General features: G+C 70.2%; 22 protein-coding genes. 11 read left to right on the top strand and 11 right to left on the bottom strand.

All coding sequences use genetic code 11. From position 1 onward, the window contains the following. The first annotated feature begins 8 nt into the window (after positions 1-8). The 3 genes from ACIPC1_RS20565 to ACIPC1_RS20575 all read left to right on the top strand — a co-directional run bounded on the left by ACIPC1_RS20565 (position 9) and on the right by ACIPC1_RS20575 (position 1,818). Positions 9-659, top strand: a complete 651-nt coding sequence (locus ACIPC1_RS20565) for a histidine phosphatase family protein (protein ID WP_402518880.1) — start codon at positions 9-11, stop codon at positions 657-659. Positions 660-681: 22 nt separating this feature from the next. After that, positions 682-1,320, top strand: a complete 639-nt coding sequence (locus ACIPC1_RS20570; RefSeq protein WP_402518882.1) for a hypothetical protein — start codon at positions 682-684, stop codon at positions 1,318-1,320. A 75-nt stretch (positions 1,321-1,395) separates the two neighbouring features. Beyond that, complete coding sequence (locus tag ACIPC1_RS20575) at positions 1,396-1,818, top strand: acyl-CoA thioesterase (RefSeq protein ID WP_402518884.1); 423 nt, start codon at positions 1,396-1,398, stop codon at positions 1,816-1,818. 390 nt (positions 1,819-2,208) lie between these two features. Here the strand turns inward: ACIPC1_RS20575 and ACIPC1_RS20580 are convergent, their stop codons facing one another. Continuing rightward, positions 2,209-3,417: a sensor histidine kinase gene (locus ACIPC1_RS20580; RefSeq protein ID WP_402519514.1), complete on the bottom strand. Its 1,209-nt coding sequence runs from the start codon at positions 3,415-3,417 to the stop codon at positions 2,209-2,211. 110 nt (positions 3,418-3,527) lie between these two features. Beyond that, the gene (locus ACIPC1_RS20585; protein ID WP_384383242.1) at positions 3,528-4,184 is read right to left on the bottom strand and encodes a response regulator transcription factor; all 657 of its coding nucleotides are present in this window, start codon (positions 4,182-4,184) and stop codon (positions 3,528-3,530) included. Positions 4,185-4,384: 200 nt separating this feature from the next. Between ACIPC1_RS20585 and ACIPC1_RS20590 the strand changes: the two genes are divergently transcribed. The 4 genes from ACIPC1_RS20590 to ACIPC1_RS20605 are packed head-to-tail and all read left to right on the top strand — an operon-like array spanning position 4,385 to position 8,088. Continuing rightward, entirely contained in the window at positions 4,385-4,909 is a 525-nt protein-coding gene (locus ACIPC1_RS20590) for a hypothetical protein (RefSeq protein ID WP_402518886.1), read from the top strand. Beyond that, positions 4,902-6,188 (top strand): efflux RND transporter periplasmic adaptor subunit, encoded by a 1,287-nt coding sequence (locus ACIPC1_RS20595; RefSeq protein WP_402518887.1) that lies wholly within the window; start codon positions 4,902-4,904, stop codon positions 6,186-6,188. The genes ACIPC1_RS20590 and ACIPC1_RS20595 overlap by 8 nt, the downstream gene beginning before the upstream one ends. Continuing rightward, positions 6,185-6,886 carry an ABC transporter ATP-binding protein gene (locus ACIPC1_RS20600; RefSeq protein ID WP_402518889.1) on the top strand — a complete coding sequence of 234 codons (702 nt, stop codon included), beginning with the start codon at positions 6,185-6,187 and terminating at the stop codon, positions 6,884-6,886. The genes ACIPC1_RS20595 and ACIPC1_RS20600 overlap by 4 nt, the downstream gene beginning before the upstream one ends. Further along, positions 6,883-8,088, top strand: a complete 1,206-nt coding sequence (locus tag ACIPC1_RS20605) for an ABC transporter permease (RefSeq protein ID WP_402518890.1) — start codon at positions 6,883-6,885, stop codon at positions 8,086-8,088. Before ACIPC1_RS20600 ends, ACIPC1_RS20605 begins: the two co-directional genes overlap by 4 nt. A gap of 130 nt (positions 8,089-8,218) precedes the next feature. On the opposite strand, the gene ACIPC1_RS20610 is transcribed toward ACIPC1_RS20605, so the two are convergent. Next, complete coding sequence (locus tag ACIPC1_RS20610) at positions 8,219-8,620, bottom strand: winged helix-turn-helix transcriptional regulator (RefSeq protein ID WP_402518892.1); 402 nt, start codon at positions 8,618-8,620, stop codon at positions 8,219-8,221. Positions 8,621-8,686: 66 nt separating this feature from the next. Between ACIPC1_RS20610 and ACIPC1_RS20615 the strand changes: the two genes are divergently transcribed. After that, positions 8,687-10,201 carry an MFS transporter gene (locus ACIPC1_RS20615; protein ID WP_402518893.1) on the top strand — a complete coding sequence of 505 codons (1,515 nt, stop codon included), beginning with the start codon at positions 8,687-8,689 and terminating at the stop codon, positions 10,199-10,201. Here the strand turns inward: ACIPC1_RS20615 and ACIPC1_RS20620 are convergent. Further along, entirely contained in the window at positions 10,174-11,019 is an 846-nt protein-coding gene (locus ACIPC1_RS20620; protein ID WP_402518895.1) for an NAD(P)H-binding protein, read from the bottom strand. The two genes, ACIPC1_RS20615 and ACIPC1_RS20620, sit on opposite strands and share 28 nt — an antisense overlap. A gap of 96 nt (positions 11,020-11,115) precedes the next feature. On the opposite strand from ACIPC1_RS20620, the gene ACIPC1_RS20625 reads away from it, so the two are divergent. Both ACIPC1_RS20625 and ACIPC1_RS20630 read left to right on the top strand, forming a co-directional pair. Next, positions 11,116-11,946 carry a helix-turn-helix domain-containing protein gene (locus ACIPC1_RS20625; protein WP_402518897.1) on the top strand — a complete coding sequence of 277 codons (831 nt, stop codon included), beginning with the start codon at positions 11,116-11,118 and terminating at the stop codon, positions 11,944-11,946. Between the two features lie 138 nt (positions 11,947-12,084). Continuing rightward, a complete protein-coding gene (locus ACIPC1_RS20630; RefSeq protein WP_402518898.1) occupies positions 12,085-12,900 on the top strand; it encodes a chitosanase in 816 nt (271 codons plus the stop codon). Between the two features lie 146 nt (positions 12,901-13,046). Here ACIPC1_RS20630 and ACIPC1_RS20635 read toward each other — a convergent pair whose 3' ends face one another. The 7 genes from ACIPC1_RS20635 to ACIPC1_RS20665 all read right to left on the bottom strand — a co-directional run bounded on the left by ACIPC1_RS20635 (position 13,047) and on the right by ACIPC1_RS20665 (position 18,954). Next, a complete protein-coding gene (locus ACIPC1_RS20635; RefSeq protein WP_402519517.1) occupies positions 13,047-14,378 on the bottom strand; it encodes a nucleobase:cation symporter-2 family protein in 1,332 nt (443 codons plus the stop codon). Positions 14,379-14,767: 389 nt separating this feature from the next. Next, positions 14,768-16,156, bottom strand: a complete 1,389-nt coding sequence (locus ACIPC1_RS20640) for an 8-oxoguanine deaminase (protein WP_402518899.1) — start codon at positions 16,154-16,156, stop codon at positions 14,768-14,770. Between the two features lie 131 nt (positions 16,157-16,287). Continuing rightward, a complete protein-coding gene (gene pucL / locus ACIPC1_RS20645; protein ID WP_402518901.1) occupies positions 16,288-17,235 on the bottom strand; it encodes a factor-independent urate hydroxylase in 948 nt (315 codons plus the stop codon). Positions 17,236-17,240: 5 nt separating this feature from the next. Next, on the bottom strand, positions 17,241-17,639 hold the full coding sequence (gene uraH, locus ACIPC1_RS20650) for a hydroxyisourate hydrolase (RefSeq protein WP_402518903.1): 399 nt from the start codon (positions 17,637-17,639) through the stop codon (positions 17,241-17,243). Continuing rightward, positions 17,636-18,154 carry a 2-oxo-4-hydroxy-4-carboxy-5-ureidoimidazoline decarboxylase gene (gene uraD / locus ACIPC1_RS20655; protein ID WP_402518905.1) on the bottom strand — a complete coding sequence of 173 codons (519 nt, stop codon included), beginning with the start codon at positions 18,152-18,154 and terminating at the stop codon, positions 17,636-17,638. The genes uraH and uraD overlap by 4 nt, the downstream gene beginning before the upstream one ends. 174 nt (positions 18,155-18,328) lie before the next feature. Further along, on the bottom strand, positions 18,329-18,697 hold the full coding sequence (locus ACIPC1_RS20660; RefSeq protein WP_384383214.1) for a helix-turn-helix domain-containing protein: 369 nt from the start codon (positions 18,695-18,697) through the stop codon (positions 18,329-18,331). Then, positions 18,694-18,954: a hypothetical protein gene (locus tag ACIPC1_RS20665; protein WP_402518906.1), complete on the bottom strand. Its 261-nt coding sequence runs from the start codon at positions 18,952-18,954 to the stop codon at positions 18,694-18,696. Before ACIPC1_RS20665 ends, ACIPC1_RS20660 begins: the two co-directional genes overlap by 4 nt. 167 nt (positions 18,955-19,121) lie before the next feature. Here ACIPC1_RS20665 and ACIPC1_RS20670 point away from each other — a divergent pair, with 167 nt between their 5' ends. Continuing rightward, positions 19,122-19,961 (top strand): TIM barrel protein, encoded by an 840-nt coding sequence (locus tag ACIPC1_RS20670; RefSeq protein WP_402518907.1) that lies wholly within the window; start codon positions 19,122-19,124, stop codon positions 19,959-19,961. Positions 19,962-19,984 lie beyond the last annotated feature (23 nt).

The following is a 19,984-nucleotide window of genomic DNA, read 5'->3' on the forward strand; positions in this document are numbered from 1 at the left end:
TTTCGGCCATGGGCGACCTTCTCCTCGTACGGCACGGTGAGACCGAGTGGTCGTTGTCCGGGCGGCACACGGGGTCGACCGATGTCCCGCTCACCGAGAACGGGCGGGAGCAGGCGCGCAGGCTCGCTCCGCTGATCGCCCGCCACCACATCGCGGCGGCGTTCGTCAGCCCGATGCAGCGGGCGCAGGAGACGGCACGGCTGGCCGGGATCGGCGGGGCGCGGGTGGACGCGGACCTGTCCGAGTGGGACTACGGCGGGTACGAGGGGGTCACGACCGTCGAGATCCACCGGAGCAGACCCGACTGGTTCCTGTTCACGGACGGGGTCACGCCCGGACCGCCCGAGCACCCCGGAGAGAGTCCGGAGGAGGTCGGGGCGCGCGCGGAGCGGATGCTGGCGAAGATCGACGCGGCGCTCTCCGAGGCGGAGGGCACTGTGGTGGTCGTGTCGCACGGGCACTTTCTGCGGGTGCTGACCGCGCGGCGGCTGGGGCTGCCCGCCGGGGACGGCGCGCTGTTCCAGCTCGGCACCGGGACGATGAGCCGGTTGAGCACGGAGCACCGGCGGCATGTGGTGGCCGGCTGGAATGTCAGACCCGGCTCGTACTGTTCTCATGAGCCGCTCTCCCCGTCGGGACAGGGGCCCGAGGAGCACTGACCGGCCCTGGAGGGAGCGCGCCGTGACACGACCGCCGACCGCCGCACAGCGGCGTGTCATCGACGCCGCCGACCCCGAGACCGGGCGGCTGAGGGGTACGGAGACGCAGCTCGCCGCACTGGTGAAGCGCGGGCTCGCCTTCCGGCATCCAAGGCCGCCGCGCGATCACTTCCTGACGCCTGCCGGGCACCGCATACGTGAGGTTCCCGAGCCCGAACCGGCCATGGTCACCGAGACGCCCACGTCCACCGGCTCGGGGGTGTTCGCCGCGCGGATCGGCGGCGAACCGGCGGCCGACACCGGGCCCGCCCGCGTACGTGAGGTGCACAGCGCCTGGCAGGGGCTGCTGGAGTTGCGCCGGATGACCAATCCGGACGGATCCACGGACCGTCCATGCGGGTGGGAGCGGACGCATCTGGTGCAGGCCGCGGCGCTCGCCCTGGAGGCGGCGGGCCACCGACCCGCCGACGCGGATGCCCCGAGCGCCGGTTATCGGGTGCGCGCGACACCGCAGCCGGAGGCGGTTGCCGTGCGCGAGCCGGACCCCGGGGCGTTGCGTGCCTGCGCGGCCACGCTGGAGAAGGCGGGGTGGCAGGTCGGCGAGCACACGGAGCCGCGCACCGGTGTGCGGTATGTGCTGGCTTCGCCCCGGCGTGTGTGACGAAGGTGGAATGGCTTGCTGTAGAAGGGAGTTGGACCGATTGGATCAGACCTGACCGTCGTTGAAGGGGAAGTCGTGGCAGAGCAGTTTTCCGTCCCAGTGACCGTCCGCGGGTACGAGACCGACGTACAGGGACACCTCAACCAGAGCGTCTACCTGCAGTACGCCGAACACGCCCGCTGGTCGATACTGCACGCGGCCGGGATCAGCCAGACGGAACTGATGGGCAAGGGCGTGGGCCCGGTGGTCCTGGAGACGAACATCCGCTATCTGCGGGAGCTGCGCGCGGGCGACGAGGTCGAGGTGACGTGCGGCTTCGTCTGGGGCGAAGGGAAGACCTTCCGGCTTGAGCAGACGATACGCAGGACGGACGGCACCGTGTCCGCCGAACTCACCAGCGTCGGCGGGCTGCTGGACCTCAAGGAGCGCAGGCTGGTCGCGGACCCGCGGGAGTACTTCCGGGCGCTGACAACCGACCCGCAGAGGTTCGGCCTCTGACCCGCCCGGCCTTGCCCTCACGGCCATCGCATCTGTGCGGTCACTTGCCCTCAAAGCCGCCGCTCCGGCGTCACAGCCGTGCGCTGAAGCCCACCGCGCGGGTGTCACGGCTTGCCCTGAAGGCCGCCACGCGGGTCTCATGACCCTGCGCTGAAGCCCGCCATCGCCGGCATCACGGCCCTGCTGCGCTGAAGGCCGTCGCGCCGGTGTCATGACCGTGCGCTGAAGCCCGCCGCGCGGGTGTCACGGCTTGCCCTGAAGCCCGCCGCCGCCAACGTCACAGCCTTGCCCTGAAGGCCGCCGCGGGTGTCACGATCCTGCGCTGAAGGCCGCCGCCGCCGACGTCACGGCCCTGCTGCGGTGACAGCCGTCGCGCCGGTGTCACGGGTATCACGGGTGCGCGTCCTGCGGGCACTCCGGCAGTGTCACCGTCACCGTCAGTCCGCCGTCCTCGCGCGGGCGGGCCAGGGCTTCTCCGAGGTGGGCGCGGGCGATGGAGCGGACGATGGACAGGCCGAGGCCGGCGCCCTTCGAGGTGACCACGCGGTCGACGCCGAGACGGCGGAACGGCTCGAAGAGGGCGGGGAGTTCGTACGGCGGCACGGCGGGACCGGAGTTGGTGACCTCCACCTCCACCCGGCCCTCGTCGTTCGTGCGGCTGACCACCTGGACCCAGCCCCCGTCGCCGGTGTTGTGCCGGACGCCGTTCTCGACCAGGTTGTGGACGAGGCGTTCGAGGAGCAGCGCGTCGCCGAGGACGAGCGCCTCTTCCGCCTTCTCCTGAACGGTGACTCCGGCGCGCCCCGCCTCCCCCATGATCTGGTCCGTCACATGGGTCACCACGTCGGCGAGGTCGACGGGCAGCCGTTCGGCGATCTCGTTCTCCGAGCGGGCGAGCAGCAGCAGGCCGGTGATCAGCCGCTCGTGCCGGGTGTTGATCTCCAGCAGGTTCTCGCCGAGTTGCCGGACGTCCTCGGAGGCCGTCTTGCGGTGCATGGCCACCTCGACGAGCGCGCGGCCCAGCGTCAGCGGGGTGCGCAGTTCGTGGGAGGCGTTGGCGACGAAGCGACGTTGGCCGTCGAAGGAGCGGTCGAGCCGCTCGACCATGGTGTCGAAGGTGTCGGCGAGATCCTTGACCTCGTCGTCGGGGCCGCGCAGCGCGATGCGCTCATGCAGGCCCCGGTCGGCGGCGGGCGAGCTGGCGATACGGTGCGCCGTGTCCGTGACCCGGTACAGCGGGGCCAGCACGCGCCCCGCGATCAGCCAGCCGAACCCGGCCGCGACGCCGCCGACGACGAGCAGCGCGAACCCTCCTTGGGTGAGCAGTGAGTTGGTGGCGACGTCCCGGAGCCGGTCGCTCTCGGCGCCCATCCATCGTTCGAGGTCGTCGAAGTCCCGCGGAGGCGTCGTACCCCCGCCGGAGATCAGTGTCCGCTCACCGTGCGGTTCACCGGACGGCTGTGCGGAGGGCGTTCCCGCGCCCGCCCGCGACTCGGAGATGACCTTCTGCCCCGAGCGGTCGAGCTGCTGGGTGAGCAGGGCATAGGTGACACCGAGCAGGACCACACCACCCGCGAAGAAGAGGCCGCCGTAGATCATGGTGAGGCGGGCGCGCAGGGTGATCCTGCGCGGAAGCAATCGGCGGGGCCACCGGGACCGTATCGTCGGCCGCGGCTCGGCCCCGCTCACCGGGTGTCTCACGGAGTCGCTCACAGGATCCGGTACCCGACGCCGGTGACGGTCTCCACGACGGCCGGGTCCCCGAGCTTGCGGCGCAGCTTGAGCACCGCGAGACGAACAGCCCCGGTGAACGGGTCGGCGTGCTCGTCCCACGCCTTCTCCAGGAGCTGCTCGGCGGAGACCGCGGCCCCCTCGGCGCGCAGCAGTTCGGCCAGCACGGCGAACTCCTTCTTCGACAGGGGGACGTAACGGCTGCCCCGGAACACCTCACCCCGGGCCGGGTCCAGGGTGAGCCCCGCGCGACGCAGTACAGGAGGCGCGGCGGGCCGCGATCTCCGTCCCAACGCCAGTACACGGGCGGTGAGTTCGGGGAAGGCGAAGGGTTTGACGAGGTAGTCGTCGGCGCCCAGGCCGAGGCCGAAGACCCGGTCGGTGACCTCGGCGGCCGCCGTGAGCATCAGCACCCGCGCGCTCGACTCGGAGGCGACCAGTTCCCGGCACACGTCGTCGCCGTGCACGAGCGGCAGATCGCGGTCGAGGACGATCACGTCGTAGTCGACGACCGTCGCCCGTTCCAGCGCCGCCGCTCCGTCGTACGCGGTGTCGACCGCGTGGGCATGGCCCCGCAGCCACTCCGCGATCGCGTCGGCGAGCATCGGTTCGTCCTCGACCACGAGTACCCGCATCCGGTCACACCTCTCTCTGAGCGGAGTGCTCCGCACAGCAAGGGTGCCGGGAGCTGTGTTTCCTTTCTGTTAGTGATCGTCGACAGGCCGCACCCCAGACACTCAAGTGCCGTGGAAACGCTGGAGAAACAGCCGGTCCTGTTCCCTCCTGACGAGTTGGCCGGAGAACTCCTCCGGTCCCGACACGAGGAGACGACGCGATGCGGAAACGGACCCGCGGCACACTCGCCGCCCTACCGCCGGCACTCGCCCTGGCGCTTGCCCTGTCCCTTTCGGGATGTGGTGCCGGCGGCGACACGGTGGAGGCGGATGTGGCAGCGAGCAAGAACGCGCAGGAGGACCAAGGGGTGAAGTTCGCGCAGTGTCTGCGTGAGCACGGCGTGGACGTGGAGGACCCGGAGCCCGGCAAGGGACTCCGGATCACCGGTCAGCTGCCCAAGGGTGAGGTCGATGCGGCGATGGAGGCCTGCCGCAAGTACGACCCCGTGCAGAACGGGGACGCGAGTGCCGACCCCGAGGCGGAGGAGCGGGTGCGCAAGCTCGCCCAGTGCATGCGCGACAACGGGGTGGAGGACTTCCCCGACCCGGAACCCGGCAGCGCGGGCCTTCAGATCAATCAGGACGTCGCCGAGGACCCTGACTTCGCGAAGGCCCAGAAGACGTGCGACAAGTACGCCCCTGACGGCGGCGAAGGTCCGTCCAACGACAAGGCCGGCGATGAGTGAGGCGGCAGTTGTGCCCGACGACACCTCTCCCGAACGCACACCATCCGAAACGCCGAGCGACCGGTCGCGGCCCGAAGTCCCGTCCACGCAGGCGCATTTCGAACCCCTGCCCGAGATCGCAGAACCCGAATCCCGGTCCGAGACCATAGAACCCGAATCCCGCTCCTCTCCCTCGGAACCGGCCGAGCCGAATCGTCGCCGGCGCCACAAGCGCCGCCGCCGCAATGCCGTCATCGCCGTAGGTGTCATCGCCGCGGTCGGCGGAGCGGCGGCCGCCGGTCTCGGTCTGGCCGGACGCGACGGGTCCGGCGCCGCGTCCGCCACGCAACTCCCCCCGGCCACCGCCGATGTGACCCGCCAGACCCTCAAGGACAGCCAGTCCGAGGACGGCGAACTCGGCTACGGGACGGCGACCACCGCGACCGGCCGTGTCCCCGGCACCGTCACCGAACTCCCGGACGCCGGCGAGAAGATCACCCGGGGCAGGACCCTGTACGAGGTCGACGACAAACCCGTGACCCTCATGTACGGCGGAACTCCCGCGTACCGCGATCTGTTGCCCGGCGTCGAGGGCGCGGACGTCGAGGCGTTGGAGCGGAACCTCGACGCGCTCGGCTACTCGGGCTTCACGGTCGACGACGAGTACACCGACGCGACCGCCGACGCGGTGAAGGAGTGGCAGGAGGACCGGGGCCTGGACGAGACCGGGGCCGTCGAGCTGGGCCGGGTGGTGTTCGCGCCGGCCGCCGTGCGGGTGGACGCCGTGGAGGTTGAGGAGGGCGCCGCCACGGGTCCGGGCCAGAAGGTGCTGTCGTACACCGGCACCGCCCAGGTCGTCACGCTCGAACTCGACACCGCCGACCGCCGGTTGGCGAAGAAGGGCACGAAGGTCGCCGTCGGGCTGCCGGACGGTACGAGCGTCGAGGGGCGGATCAAGGACGTCGTCACCGAGATCGATCCCGGCGACGGCGGGCAGCAGGACCCGACGACCAAGGTGAGAGTGACCGTCGCGTTGGACGGCGCCAAGGCGCAGAAAGCGGCCGCGTCCTACGTACTGGCCGCCGTCGACGTCTTCTTCACCGCGGGCGAGCGCAAAAACGTCCTCACCGTTCCGATCGCCGCGCTCATGGTGCTTCCGGAGGGCGGTTTCGGCGTCGAGGTCGTACAGGGGTCGACCACGGCGTACGTGGCTGTCGAGACGGGGCTGTTCGCGAACGGGCGGGTGGAGATCACCGGCGAGGGCATCGCCGAGGGTACGAAGGTGGGGATGCCCGCATGATCTCGCTGACCGATGTCACCAAGGTCTATCCGGGCGGTGTCACCGCGCTGGCCGGGGTGTCCCTGACGATCGCGCGCGGTGAACTCGTCGCCATCGTGGGCCCGTCGGGCTCCGGGAAGTCGACCATGCTGCACATGCTCGGCACACTCGACCGGCCCTCCTCGGGCAGTGTGCGGGTCGAGGGGTACGACGCGGGCGCACTGTCGGACGCGCGGCTTTCGGCGCTGCGGGCGCGCCGGATCGGCTTCGTCTTCCAGCGGTTCCATCTGGCGGGCGGGACAACGGCGTTGGAGAACGTGGCCGACGGTCTGCTCTACTCCGGGCTGCGGCCGGCCGAGCGCCGCCGTCGCGCGGCGCAGGCGCTGCAGCGGGTGGGCCTGGGGCACCGTATGCACCACGAGCCGCAGGAGTTGTCCGGCGGTGAGCGTCAGCGGGTCGCCGTGGCCCGCGCGGTCGCCGGGGACCCTCCGCTGCTGCTCGCCGACGAGCCGACGGGGGCGCTGGACTCCGTGTCGGGCCTGGGTGTGATGCGGCTGCTGCGCGAACTGCACGGCACCGGCACCACGGTCGTGATCATCACCCATGACCGGGAGATCGCCGACTCGCTGCCACGGCGGGTGCGGATGCGGGACGGCCGGGTGGTCGAGGACACGACGGAGCAGGACGTACGGGACCGGGCGCCGGAGGTGGTCCGATGACCACGGATCTCCTGCGCCCCGCCCACCTCGGCCCGGGCGATGTCGTCAGAGTCGGCGCCGTCGGCCTGCGCACCCGGCCGCTGCGGGCCTTCCTCTCGGCGCTCGGCATCGCGATCGGTATCGCGGCGATGGTTGCCGTCGTCGGCATCTCGTCCTCGTCCCGCGCCGATCTCGACCGTGCGCTCGCGGCCCTCGGCACCAATCTGCTCACGGTGTCACCGGGCTCCACCCTGACCGGCGGGGAGTCCGAACTCCCCTCCACCGCGGAGGACATGGTGTCCCGCATTGACGGTGTGGAGTCCGTGTCGGCGGTCGGCAGGGCGGAGGACGCGAAGGTCTACCGCAGCGACCGGATCCCCGAGGCACAGACGAACGGCATCGCGGTGTACGCGGCACGCACATCTCTACGGGCCACGATCGGCGCCGAGTTGGCGAGCGGGACCTGGCTGAACGGGGGAACGGGCAGGTATCCGGCGGCGGTGCTCGGTGCGACGGCCGCCCAGCGGCTCGGGATCGGGAAGGCGAGCCCGGACACGCAGGTGCGGGTCGGCGGCAGCTGGTTCACGGTGGTCGGGATTCTCCAACTATCCCAACTGACACCGGAGTTGAACACGGCGACGCTGGTCGGCTGGCCGGTGGCCGAGTCGGAGCTGGGGTTCGACGGGCATGCCACCACGGTCTACACCCGCTCCGCCGACACCTCCGTGACGACGGTCCGCGAGGTCCTGGGCGCCACCGCCAACCCCGAGGCACCGAGCGAGGTCCAGGTCTCCCGGCCCTCGGACGCGCTGGCCGCCAAGCAGGCCGCGGGCGAGGCGTTCACCGGGCTGCTGCTCGGCCTTGGCGCGGTGGCCCTGCTCGTCGGCGGGGTGGGGGTGGCGAACACGATGGTCATCTCGGTCCTTGAGCGCCGGGCGGAGATCGGGCTGCGCCGCTCGCTGGGCGCTACGCGGCGGCAAATCCGTACGCAGTTCCTGGCGGAGTCCCTGCTGCTGTCCGCCCTCGGCGGTGCGGCGGGTGCCCTGCTGGGCCTGACCGTCACCGCCGGGTACGCCCTCTACCAGGGCTGGCCGACCGTCGTACCGCCCTGGGCGCTGGCCGGTGGCATCGCGGCCACCCTGGTGATCGGCGGCCTGGCCGGGCTCTACCCGGCGATCCGGGCATCGCGCCTGTCCCCGACGGAGGCACTCGCGACGCCCTGAGAAGCGGACCTCCCGACGCCGTCGGAACCCGGACCTCGCGACACCGCAAGACGCGAACCTCGCGACGCCCTGAGACCCGAACCGTGTGGTACCGCAAGACCCGAACCGTGCGACACCGCAAGAACGCGGCCTACACGTCCAGCAGCTCCGGCCGGTGCTGGACGTCGTAGGCCGCGCGCGACTCGGCGATCGTGCCGCGGTGCCGCTCGGCCCAGTCGGTGAGGGACAGCAGCGTCTCGTACAACTCATGGGCCACCGGGGTGAGTTCGTACTCCACCTTCGGTGGCACCGTGGCATGGACGGTGCGCGTGACCAGTCCGTCGCGCTCCAGGTTGCGCAGCGTGAGGGAGAGCATGCGGCGGCTGATGCCCTCCACGCTGCGCTCCAGTTCGGTGAACCGGATCGGCCCGTGCGCGGCGGCGACGATGATCAGCACGCTCCATTTTCCGGCGACCCTGTCAAGAACCTCGCGGACGGGGCAGGCCTGCGCGTGCACTGCCTGCGGGGTAACACCGGTGTTCCTCTGGGACATCGAAGTGCCTCCTTATGCCGGTCTCCATGGTCACTCACGATGTACCCCGTTACAAGTCGTGCACCTATGGAGAACGTCGAGGTCATCGCCATGCAGTCCCACACCGTGCCACCGGCACCACGAACCTACTCCCGCTGGGCCTCCCTGGTCGTGCTGTGCGCGGGCACGCTGATGACCGTCCTGGACGGGAACATCGTCACGGTCGCGATGCCCGCGATCCAGAGCGACCTCGGCTTCTCGGGCCCGGGCCTCGCCTGGGTCGTGAACGCGTATCTGATTCCCTTCGGCGGGCTGCTGCTGCTCGTGGGGCGGCTCGGGGATCTGGTGGGCCGCAAGCGGATGTTCGTCTCCGGGCTCGCCGTGTTCACCGCGGCGTCCGTCCTGTGCGGGGTCTCCACCGGCCAGGGCATGCTGGTCGCGGCCCGCGCCTTGCAGGGTGTCGGCGGGGCGATGACCTCGGCGGTCGTCCTTGGCATGCTGGTCGCCCTGTTCGCCGAGCCGCGCGAACAGGCCCGCGCCATCGCGGTGTTCAGCGCGGTCGGCGCGGGGGGCGGAGCGCTCGGCACCTTCCTCGGCGGGGCGCTGACGCAGGCGGTCGGCTGGCACTGGATCTTCCTGATCAACCTGCCGATCGGGGCGGCGGCATTGCTCGCGGCGCTCCGCATCCTCGCCCCCGATCAGGGAGTCGGCCTCGGCAAGGGCGCCGACTATCCCGGAGCCGCACTGGTCACAGGCGCACTGATGCTGACCGTGTACGCGATCATCGGCGCAGGCGACCGCACGCTGGGCGCCACCCTCGCCCTCGCCGCCGTGTCGCTGGTCCTCTTCACCGGCTTCACCCTGCGGCAGGCACGGGCAGCTCGCCCACTGCTGCGGCTGCGGCTCTTCCGCTCCCGCGCCCTGACGGGTGCGAACGGCGTCCAGATCCTGATGATCGCGGGGATGTTCGGCTTCCAGTTCATCGGCGCGCTCTATCTGCAACGCGTCCTGGGCTACAGCGAGTTGCTCACCGGCACGGCGTTCCTGCCCGCGCCGATCGCGATCGGGGTGCTGATGCTGAGCCTGTCGGCGCGCACGATCGCCCGCTTCGGCCCGTACCGGGTACTGCTGGTCGGGCTCGTCCTCATCACGGCGGGTATGGCGCTGCTCAGCCGGGCACCGGCCGACGGCAAGTACCTGGCCGACGTGCTGCCTCCGCTGCTCCTCCTCGCCGCCGGCTTCGCCGCCGCGATGCCCGCGGTCACGGGACTCGCCATGTCGGGCGCCCGCGAGGAGGACGCGGGACTGGCCTCCGGGCTCTTCAACACCACCCAGGTGGTGGGCGGTTCACTGGGTCTGGCGGTCCTCACGACCCTGGCGGCGAGCCGTACGGAACGGCTGCTCGGCGAGGGTGGGCAACTGGTCGCGGCGACGGCGGACGGCTACCGGCTGGCGTTCACGGTCGCCATGGGGATCACCGCGACCGCGCTGGTACTGGCGGCGGTGCTGCTGAGGCCGGGGCGTGCCTCCTCCTTCGCGGGCACGGTGGAGGAGGAGACACCCCAGGCCGAGCCTCAGCCCCGCGCGAACGCCTCCCGGTGATCGCGCGCCCACCGGTCGTAGGTACGCGGCTCACGGCCCAGTACCCGGCGTACGTCCTCGGTCAGCACCGCGTTCCCGCCTTTGCGGACGTACACCGTACCCGCCAGGACGCCTTCGGCGCGGGTCTCGGGCATTCCGGCCTCAAGGAACTGCGCGCGGAGCACGTCCGGGGGTACGTCGACGGTGGTGACCGGGCGGCCGAGGACCTCGGCGAGGGTGGCGGCCTGGTCGGACGTGGTGAGGAGCTCGGGTCCGGTCAGGGTGTACGTGCGGCCTGAGTGCCCCGGCGCGAGCAAGGTCTCGGCCGCGACCTCGGACACGTCACGCGGATCGATGACACCCTGCGCGCCCGTCCCGGTCATGTTGGGCACCGGGCTGCCGGAGTGGATCGCCTCCGCCCACCTCAGCGTGTTGGAGGCGAACGACGAGGGGCGCAGCACGGTCCACTCCAACTCGCTGGCCTGGACCGCCTGTTCACCGCCGACATGCCAGTTGCCCAGGGCAGGGTCGCCCGTACCGATGGAGGAGAGCTTCACGACCCGCCGTACGCCCGCCGCCCGCGCCGCCGCGACCAGGTACGCGTCGGCGTCCGCGTCGCCGGGGCCGAGGACGCCCACGGAGAAGAAGGCGGACACCCCGGACATGGCGGCCTCGACGGACGCGGGCTCGTGGTAGTCGCCGCGCACCACCTCGATGCCGGCGGGCACCTGGGCGCGGGCGGGATCCCGGGTCAGCGCGCGGGCCTTCTCGCCGCGCGCCGCGAGCTGCCGCAGAAGTTCACTGCCGATGGTGCCCGTGGCACCGGTCACTAGAATCATGTCCTCCACCGTGTCGAGCCGGTGCGGTCGGCCGCTAGGAGATTCCGGCACGGTTCCCGGGCCCGGCGAAGGCCCCGGCGCGTCTACCGTGGAGGGGTGACCACCCCGTATGAGACAAGGCCGGGCGCGAGCGGTCTCGCCGAGGAGCGCCTGGCGCTGCCCGGGGTGCTGCGTCCCTGGTTCGTCGGCGCTGCTTTCACGTCCGTCGAGGGCGAGTTGCACGAACCGTTCACCCATGTTCCGGACGCCGCAACGAAGATGGTGGTGCGGGTCGAGGAGAACGGCCGCCGCGATGTCCTGGTCGTCGGACCGCGCACCCGTGCCTCCTACCATGCGAGCAAGCGGCTTGCCTCGTGTGTGCAGCTGCGCCTCGGACCTGGCGCGGCCCGCCAGTTGCTCGGCGTACCGGCGGTCGATCTTGTCGGCCGGGTCATACCACTGCGAGATTTCCCCGGCGACCATGCTCGCCAACTGGCCGACGAACTCTTTCCGTTGGAGCCCGCACAGGTGGTCCCCCACCTGGCGGAGGCCCTGCCCGAACGACTCGCCCCGGCCGACCCGTCACGTACGCGACTGCTGCGCGCGGCGCTCGCGGCGATGTCGACGGACGTGGGCCATCTACCCGTGGCTGTGGGGGAATTGGCGACGAGTCTCGCCGTCAGCGAACGCCAGCTGCGCAATCTCTTCGCGGACGGCATCGGCGTCTCCCCCAAGCACTACGCCCGCATCACCCGCGTACGCCACATCCTCACGCACGCGCGCAGCGCGCCGGACACCCCCTGGGCCCAACTGGCCATCGCCACCGGCTACTACGACCAGTCACACATGACCGCCGACTTCCGCACGCTGATGGGCGTTCCGCCCACGTCGTTCTTCACCGGCCGCCTCCCCGGGCCCCAGCCCTGCCAGGCCTACCGCCGCGCCTGAAACCCGGATACGGCCGCCCGGCGCCGTACGGCCATGGAACATCCCATCCCTTCCTGACGGGTATACGTCAACCGCAATCTCTGGTAGGAAACTTTCCTAACAGTACGTGGAAGCGTCACTCTCCCCAACGGAGGTACCGTGCACACCCCCCACATACGCACGTCACGCCGCACCCTGCTCGCCCTGATCGGAGCTTCACTGGTGGCAGGTCCTGTCATCGCGACCCAGTCCGCGAGCGCGGCGGCGGTCGGCCTGGACGACCCGGCGAAGAAGGAGATCGCCATGAAGCTGGTGTCCAGCGCGGAGAACTCCTCGCTGGACTGGAAGGCGCAGTACAAGTACATCGAGGACATCGGTGACGGGCGCGGCTACACGGCCGGGATCATCGGCTTCTGCTCCGGCACCGGCGACATGCTCGACCTCGTGGAGCTGTACGCACAGCGCAAGCCCGGCAACGTACTGGCCAAGTACCTGCCCGCCCTGCGCAACGTGGACGGCACCGACTCGCACCAGGGCCTGGACCCCGGGTTCCGCGGCGACTGGGCCAGGGCGGCCCAGGACTCGGCGTTCCAGCAGGCCCAGAACGACGAGCGCGACCGCGTCTACTTCAACCCGTCCGTACAGCAGGGCAAGGCCGACGGGATCGGCGTCCTGGGCCAGTTCACCTACTACGACGCCATCGTGATGCACGGCAACGGCGGCGACAGCACCAGCTTCGGCAGCATCCGGCGGCGTGCCCTGGCGAAGGCCAGGCCGCCGGCCCAGGGTGGCGACGAGGTGACGTACCTGAACGCGTTCCTCGACGCCCGCGTCTGGGCGATGAAGCAGGAAGAGGCGCACTCGGACACCAGCCGGGTCGACACCGCGCAGCGGGTCTTCGTCCAGAAGCGGAACCTGAGCCTGAATCCGCCGCTGGACTGGAAGGTGTACGGCGACAGCTTCCACATCGGCTGATCCGACCGAAGGTACGTCGGCTTGACCAAAGGTACGACGGCCTGAGCGAACGTACGACGGCCTGACCAAAGGTGCGACGGCCTGAGCAAACGTACGGCGGAGGGCGCGACACCCCTGGGTGCCGCGCCCTCCGTATGCCCGGGGCGTCAGTGGGCCGGGACCGCCTTGAGATCGTCGCCCGCCTCCATGGGATGGGTCACGTCGTCCGCGTCCTGCCCCTTGCCGAGGTGGTTGAAGACGAGGTTGAGGAGCACGGCGGCCACGCACCCCGTCGAGATCCCCGAGTCCAGGACGATCTTCGCCGTCTCCGGGAAGGCGTGGTAGAACTCCGGCGCGGTGATCGGGATGATGCCGACGGCCAGTGACACGGCGACGATCAGGACGTTGTTGTCCTTCTCCAGGCCCGCTCGTACGAGGGTCTGGATGCCGCTGGCCGCGACCGAGCCGAAGAGGACGACGCCCGCGCCGCCGAGAACGGGACGGGGTACGACGGCGATCAGCGACGCGGCCATCGGGCACAGGCCCATCAGCACGAGGAAACCGCCGCCGGTGGCGACGACGTACCGGCTGCGGATCCTGGTCATCGCGACCAGGCCGATGTTCTGCGCGAAGGCGCTGCACATGAAGCCGTTGAAGAGCGGGCTGAGCGCCGAGCCGAGGGTGTCGGCGCGCAGGCCGGCCGCGATGGTCCGCTCGTCGGCCGGGCGCTCGACGATCTCGCCCAACGCCAGCATGTCCGCGGTCGATTCGGTCATCGAGACCACCATGACCACGATCATCGAGAGGATCGCGGCGATCTGGAACTGCGGTGCGCCGAAGTGGAACGGCGTCGGGAAGCCGACGACGTCCGCGTCGGCCACCGGTCCGAAGTCCGTGACGCCGAAGGGGATCGCGACGAGCGTGCCGATGACGAGGCCGAGCAGTACGGCGATCTGCTTGACGAAGCCGCGGGTGAAGCGGCGCAGCAGCAGCACGATGAGGAGCGTGGCGGCGGCCAGGCCCAGATAGGTCGTCGAACCGTAGTCGTCCGCCCCGGGGTTGGGCCCCTGCGCCCAGCCGAAGGCGACCGGCAGCAGCGAGACGCCGATGAGTGTGATGACGGTGCCGGTGACGACGGGCGGGAAGAAGCGGACCGCCTTGCTGAAGAAGGGTGCGGCCATGAAACCGAGGACGCCCGCGACGATGACCGCGCCGAAGATGACGGGCAGTGCATCGCTCTTGTCCTTGGTGGAGGCGACGACCGCGGTCATCGGGGCGACACCCGCGAAGGTGACGCCGTTGACGAACGGCAGCCTGGCGCCGATCTTCCAGAAGCCGATCGTCTGGAGGAAGGTGGCGAGGCCCGCCGTGAACAGACAGGCGCCGGTGAGGAAGGTCAGTTCGGTGGCGCTCAGACCGACGGCGGCACCGACGATCAGGGGCGGCGCGACGACTCCGGCGTACATGGCGGCGACGTGCTGGAGGCCACTGGTCGCCATCTTCAGGGGCGGGAGTTTCTCGTCAACCGGGTGCTTCTGCTGGCCAGTTGGTTGTGCGTCGGTGCTGGGCTCGGGCTGCTGGGCGGCCACGGCGGCTCCTCCGGTCGGTTACACGTCGGCGTTGACGCGGGGTTCAGGGAGGTGATGCGCGGTCGTGCGGGACCGGGACGGAGACCGTTCGCGGGCGGGGGTGACAGACATCGTTCGGGAGGAACGGAGACCGCCTGAGCGAACGGAGACCGCTCCGGGGCGCGCACATCCATGCACGCCCCGGACACGGCCGCCATGGACCCCGCTCGGGTCCACGGCTACCGGCCGGGGGCCGTCCCCCTCGGCCGGAGATCTTCGGTTGTTCGGGCCTGTACGGCGGTGTGCGTCGAGCCGAAACGTCAGGCCTGCGCGGCGATGCGCGCGAGGCGCTGTGCCTGGTCCCGTGTGGAGCGGGCGATGGCGTCCTCGTCGACGTGCAGGAGCCGGCTGTCCTCGACGACCGGCCGGCCGTTGACCAGGGAGAGGGTGACCGGGGCCGCCGCGCCGAAGACCAGCGCGGTCACCGGATCGGCGATCGAGGCGTGGGCCAGGGTGTCCAGCTTCCACAGCACGAGGTCGGCGAGCTTGCCCGGCTCCAGGGAGCCGATCTCCGCAGCCCTGCCCAGGACTTGGGCGCCACCGAAGGTGCCCAGGCGCAGCGCCTGACGGGCGTTGAGGGCGGCCTCGCGGTGTGCGCCGAGGCGGTTGATGAGGAGCGCGTTGCGCAATTCGGTGTGGAGTTCGCCGGACTCGTTCGACGCGGTGCCGTCGACACCGAGGCCGACCGGGACGCCGGCCGCGAGCATGTCGGGAACGCGCGCGATCCCGGCCGCCAGACGGGCGTTGGAGGATGGGCAGTGGGCCACACCCGTCTTCGTACGGGCGAAGGCGGCGATGTCGGAGTCGTTCATGTGGACGCAGTGCGCCATCCACACGTCCTCGCCGAGCCAACCCGTCGACTCGAAGTACTCGGTCGGGCCCATGCCGAACAGTTCCTTGCAGAACTGCTCCTCCTCCACGGTCTCCGAGCCGTGCGTGTGCAGCCGTACGCCCTTGCGGCGGGCCAACTCGGCGCCCTGCCGCATCAGTTCGGTGGACACGGAGAACGGTGAGCAGGGCGCGACGGCCACCTGCGTCATCGCGCCGAAGGAGGTGTCGTGGTGCTCGTCGACCGTCGCCTCGGTCGCGGCGAGCGCCCCTTCCAGCGTCTCGACGGCGAAGTCCGGCGGCAGCCCGCCGTCCTTCTCGCTGCGGTCCATCGAGCCGCGGGCCAGGGTGAAGCGGACGCCCGTCTCCCGCGCGGCCCGGATGATCGCGCCGGACAGGTCGCCGGACCCCTTCGGGAAGACGTAGTGGTGGTCCATGGCGGTGGTGACGCCGCCGCGGGCCATCATGGCGAGGGAGCCCTGCGCGGCCGCGTACGTCATCCGCTCGTCGATGCGCGCCCAGGTCGGGTAGAGCGCGACGAGCCAGTTGAAGAGGTTGTGGTCGGTGGCCAGACCCCGGGTGATCCACTGGTAGAAGTGGTGGTGGCTGTTGACCAGGCCCGGGGTCACCAGGTGCCCGGTGCCGTCGATGCGGCGTACGACGTTCTCCAGGCCCTGCGGGGCCCTGCCCGCACCGAGGGACTCGATGAGGTTGTCCGCGACGACGACGTGGCCCGACGTGTACTCGGTGTCACCCGCGTCCACCGTCGCGATCGCACAGTTCTCGATGACGATCCGCTGGACTTCCGCCGATGCTGCCATGGTGCGTCCTTCTTCGTTCTCGGAGGTGGGCACGGCAGGACCCTAGGAGGTTTGAGTACCGCGGCGGGGAGGCCACGGGTGCCGAAGGAGGGGGTGCCCCCGGCCGGCCGGACGGGGGCACCGGGCAGGGGTCAGAGATTGGTGAGGTCCACCGGGATCCGCGGCTCGACGCCGTCGCGGAGGACGGTGGCCTCGATGAGCCCGTACGGGCGGTCCGCCGCGAAGTAGACCTCATTGTCGTTCTCAAGGCCGAACGGCTTCAGATCCACCAGGAAGTGATGCTTGTTCGGGAGCGAGAAGCGGACCTCGTCGATCTCGCTGCGGTTGTCGATGATCCGCGAGCCCATTTGGTACAGGGTCTGCTGGAGGGAGAGCGAGTACGTCTCCGCGAAGGCCTGGAGCATGTGCTTCCTGACCTGGTCGTAGGACTTCTCCCAGTTGGGCATCTGCTGGTCGTCGGCCGACCAGTTGAAGCGCCAGCGGGCGGCGACCTGGGTGGCCAGGATGCGGTCGTAGGCCTCGGGCAGCGTCGTGTACTTATCCTTGACGTAGCCCCAGAACTCGGAGTTGGTCGTGTTCATCACGACGAGGTCCTTCAGCCCCGAGACGACCTCCCATGACGAGCCGTCATAGGTGATCTGGGTGACCCGGGTCTCCTGGCCCTTGCGCACGAAGGAGTGCTTGGCCTCGTCGGCGCCGATGAACTTCGAGTCGGCGTCCGAGGTCTCGATGCGCTCCCAGGAATACTCCTCGATCCGGATGCGCGCCGTCCTGATCGGCTCCTGGCTCGTCACGAAGTGCCGGGCGAGGTGGATGCCGAACTGCTCGGCGGACTCGATGCCGTGCTCCTTGGCGAAGGCGTACACCGTGTTCTTGGTGGTGTCCGTCGGAAGGACGTTCGCGTTGGAGCCCGAGTAGTGGACCTCCTCCATGTCGCCGCTCAGCGCGACCGACACGTTCAGGTCCTTGATGTGATGGGTGTCGCCGTCCCGCGTGATCTTCACGACGCGGTTCTCGGCCTTGCCGTACTGGTTCTGCCCCAGGATCACAGGACGGGCAGGACGGGCGTTGTCGGTCATGTCTGCTAGCTCCCTCGGTAAACGGAGTAGCCGAACGGGTTGAGCAGCAGCGGTACGTGGTAGTGCTCGCCCGGCCTGACGGCGAAGGTGATGGTCACCTCGGGGAAGAACACTCCGGTCGCACCGCTGTCCCGATTCGCGGGGGCGTCCTGCTGCGCATCGGCTTGCTTCTTCTCTTGGTACTCCTCGACCGCGAAGTCGAGCCGTACATGGGTCGTCCCCTGCGGCAGCGCCGGAAGGTCCTTGCACCGGCCGTCCGCGTCGGTCGCGGAGCCGCCGAGTGCCTGCCAGTCCGCGTCACGCCCGGAGCGGGCCGCGAGCTGAACCGCGACACCCCCGGCGGGGCGCCCGACGCTGGTGTCCAGGATGTGCGTGGACACGGAGGCTGTGCTGTCGGTGCTCATACGTCATCTTCCTGCTGTACGAGATTGGCCAGACGGATGCGGTTGATCTTGCCGAGCTCGGCGCGGACGATCTCGCGCTCCTGCCCCGGCGCGTTGCCGATCCGTTCCTTGACCGCGTCGCGCATCTGCTCGCCGGTCCTGCCGGTGGCGCAGATCAGGAAGACGTGGCCGAACCGCTCCTGGTAGGCCAGGTTCAGTTCGAGCATCTCCTCCTTGAGCTCCTCGGAGGCGCCGGCCATGCCGCGCTGCTCCCGGGAGGAGGTCGGGTCCCCCGGCTTGGGCCGGCCGATCGGCGGATGCCCGGCCATCGCCTCCGCCAGGTCCGCGGTGCTCAGGTCGGCCATGGCGGCGTCGCTGGCGGCGAGGAGGTCGGTGAGGCTTGCGAAGGGGCGGCGGGCGAGCAGACCGCTCCCCCATGTGGATGAGGCGCACGCCTCGTGGAGGGCGGCGGCTGCCGCATGCTCCTCCAGGGCGTTGAACCGGGCGAGGCCCGGTGTCGAGGAACTCGAAGTCACGGGAGCCTCCGTGGCCTTGTTGCTGGACGGGCTGCGGCTAGCTAACGCCCTCGGAAACTTCACGTCAACACTTTGTTGAAAACTTCGGGTAACAAAAGCCGCCGCCCGGATCGTCCGGACGGCGGCGGGTCACAACCGGCAGGCCTTCAGCGAGGCCTACGACATATCCCCAGGTCAGGAGTCCTTCTCCCGGTTCAGATAGTTGTAGACGGTGAAGCGGCTCACCCCGAGGGCGCTCGCCACCGTCTCCACGCCGTGCCGCACGGAGAAGGCGCCGCGCGCCTCCAGTATCCGTACGACCTCCTGCTTGGCCTTGCGGTCGAGGTCGGCCAGCGGCCTGCCCCGCTTGCGCTCCAGGGCGGCCAGGATGTGGTCGAGGGAGTCGGCGAGCTGGGGCAGGCGTACGGCGACGACGTCCGCGCCCTCCCAGGACAGCACGACGTCATCGGCGCCCGCCTGGTCCACCGGCAGCATCTCGCCCCCCATGGCGTCGACGAGCGGCTTGACGGCCGAGACGAAAGGGTCGTCCCCGAAACCGGTCACTTATCGCCCTCCTCGGCGGTGCCGACGACGTTCACCTGCAACGAGACCCGGGTGGCGCCCGCCGCCAAGGTCTTGCGCAGCAGCGCGTCGACCGCGCCGAGGACCGCGTCCGCACCACCCTCCGCGGTGTTGCCGAACGGGCCGACATCCACGGCGTCCAGTTCGGCGGCCTCGATGACCTCACGGGCGACCAGCGCGTGCGGCGGCGCCTCGTCGAGGTCGAAGGGCTCGGTCGTGAACTCCACTCTCAATCGCACGCGCTCAACCTACTGCCCGGTGTCGATTTTCCGGCAGCCCCCTCTTGACAACCCCCGACACACGGCGGCAATCTTCCATTAAGCAGAAACGAACTTCCGCAATACGGAATCAGCCCAGAATCACCAGTACACCCGACCCGCTGATAAGGAAGGGAGCGCCGACCCCCATGGGATTCGCAGACCAGCGCTTCAACGTCAACCTGTCGATCCTCTTCACGGAACTCCCGCTCCTGGAGCGCCCCGCGGCCGCGGCCGCGGCGGGCTTCACGGCGGTCGAGCTGTGGTGGCCCTGGGTCGACTCCCCCACCCCCGAGCAGTCCGAACTCGACGCCCTCAAGCAGGCGATCGAGGACGCGGGCGTCCAGCTCACGGGCCTGAACTTCTACGCCGGACAACTACCGGGCCCGGACCGCGGCGCCCTGTCGATCCCCGGCGAGGAGTCGGTGCGGTTCCACGCCAACATCGACGTGGCCGCGGACTTCGCCGAGTCCCTCGGATGCCGGGCGCTCAACGCCCTGTACGGCAACCGTGTCGAGGGCGTGGACCCGGCCGAGCAGGACGAACTCGCCCTGGAGAACCTGGTACTGGCCGCCCGCGCGGCCAACCGCATCGGTGCGATCCTGCTGGTCGAGGCCCTCAACAAGCCCGAGTCGCCGCTCTACCCGCTGGTGAGCGCCCCGGCAGCCATCGAGATCGTCGACAAGGTCAACGAGGCCACCGGGCTCGACAACGCCAAGTTCCTCATGGACCTCTATCACCTGTCCATGAACGGCGAGGACCTGCCGTCGGTCATCGAGCAGTACGCCGCCAAGACCGGCCATGTGCAGATCGCCGACAACCCGGGCCGCGGCGCGCCCGGCACCGGCGCCCTCCCGCTGGAGGACCTCCTCGACCAGTTGGGCAAGGCCGGTTACGAGGGCTGGGTCGGCCTGGAGTACAAGCCGGGCGACCGGCCGAGCGCCGAGTCCTTCGCGTGGCTGCCCGCAGCGGCCCGAGCCGCCCGCTGAGCGGCAACTCACCGACGTATCAC

This window comes from Streptomyces sp. NPDC087263, assembly GCF_044744645.1.
GTDB lineage: Bacteria > Actinomycetota > Actinomycetes > Streptomycetales > Streptomycetaceae > Streptomyces.

Bases quoted from the DNA above. Each gene is read 5' to 3' on its own strand.
- ACIPC1_RS20565 (WP_402518880.1), top strand. From the start codon at position 9: ATGGGCGACCTTCTCCTCGTACGGCACGGTGAGACCGAGTGGTCGTTG.
- ACIPC1_RS20580 (WP_402519514.1), bottom strand. From the start codon at position 3,417: ATGATCTACGGCGGCCTCTTCTTCGCGGGTGGTGTGGTCCTGCTCGGT.
- ACIPC1_RS20585 (WP_384383242.1), bottom strand. From the start codon at position 4,184: ATGCGGGTACTCGTGGTCGAGGACGAACCGATGCTCGCCGACGCGATC.
- ACIPC1_RS20590 (WP_402518886.1), top strand. From the start codon at position 4,385: ATGCGGAAACGGACCCGCGGCACACTCGCCGCCCTACCGCCGGCACTC.
- ACIPC1_RS20595 (WP_402518887.1), top strand. From the start codon at position 4,902: ATGAGTGAGGCGGCAGTTGTGCCCGACGACACCTCTCCCGAACGCACA.
- ACIPC1_RS20600 (WP_402518889.1), top strand. From the start codon at position 6,185: ATGATCTCGCTGACCGATGTCACCAAGGTCTATCCGGGCGGTGTCACC.
- ACIPC1_RS20605 (WP_402518890.1), top strand. From the start codon at position 6,883: ATGACCACGGATCTCCTGCGCCCCGCCCACCTCGGCCCGGGCGATGTC.
- ACIPC1_RS20610 (WP_402518892.1), bottom strand. From the start codon at position 8,620: ATGTCCCAGAGGAACACCGGTGTTACCCCGCAGGCAGTGCACGCGCAG.
- ACIPC1_RS20615 (WP_402518893.1), top strand. From the start codon at position 8,687: ATGGAGAACGTCGAGGTCATCGCCATGCAGTCCCACACCGTGCCACCG.
- ACIPC1_RS20620 (WP_402518895.1), bottom strand. From the start codon at position 11,019: ATGATTCTAGTGACCGGTGCCACGGGCACCATCGGCAGTGAACTTCTG.
- ACIPC1_RS20635 (WP_402519517.1), bottom strand. From the start codon at position 14,378: ATGGCGACCAGTGGCCTCCAGCACGTCGCCGCCATGTACGCCGGAGTC.
- ACIPC1_RS20640 (WP_402518899.1), bottom strand. From the start codon at position 16,156: ATGGCAGCATCGGCGGAAGTCCAGCGGATCGTCATCGAGAACTGTGCG.
- pucL (WP_402518901.1), bottom strand. From the start codon at position 17,235: ATGACCGACAACGCCCGTCCTGCCCGTCCTGTGATCCTGGGGCAGAAC.
- uraH (WP_402518903.1), bottom strand. From the start codon at position 17,639: ATGAGCACCGACAGCACAGCCTCCGTGTCCACGCACATCCTGGACACC.
- ACIPC1_RS20670 (WP_402518907.1), top strand. From the start codon at position 19,122: ATGGGATTCGCAGACCAGCGCTTCAACGTCAACCTGTCGATCCTCTTC.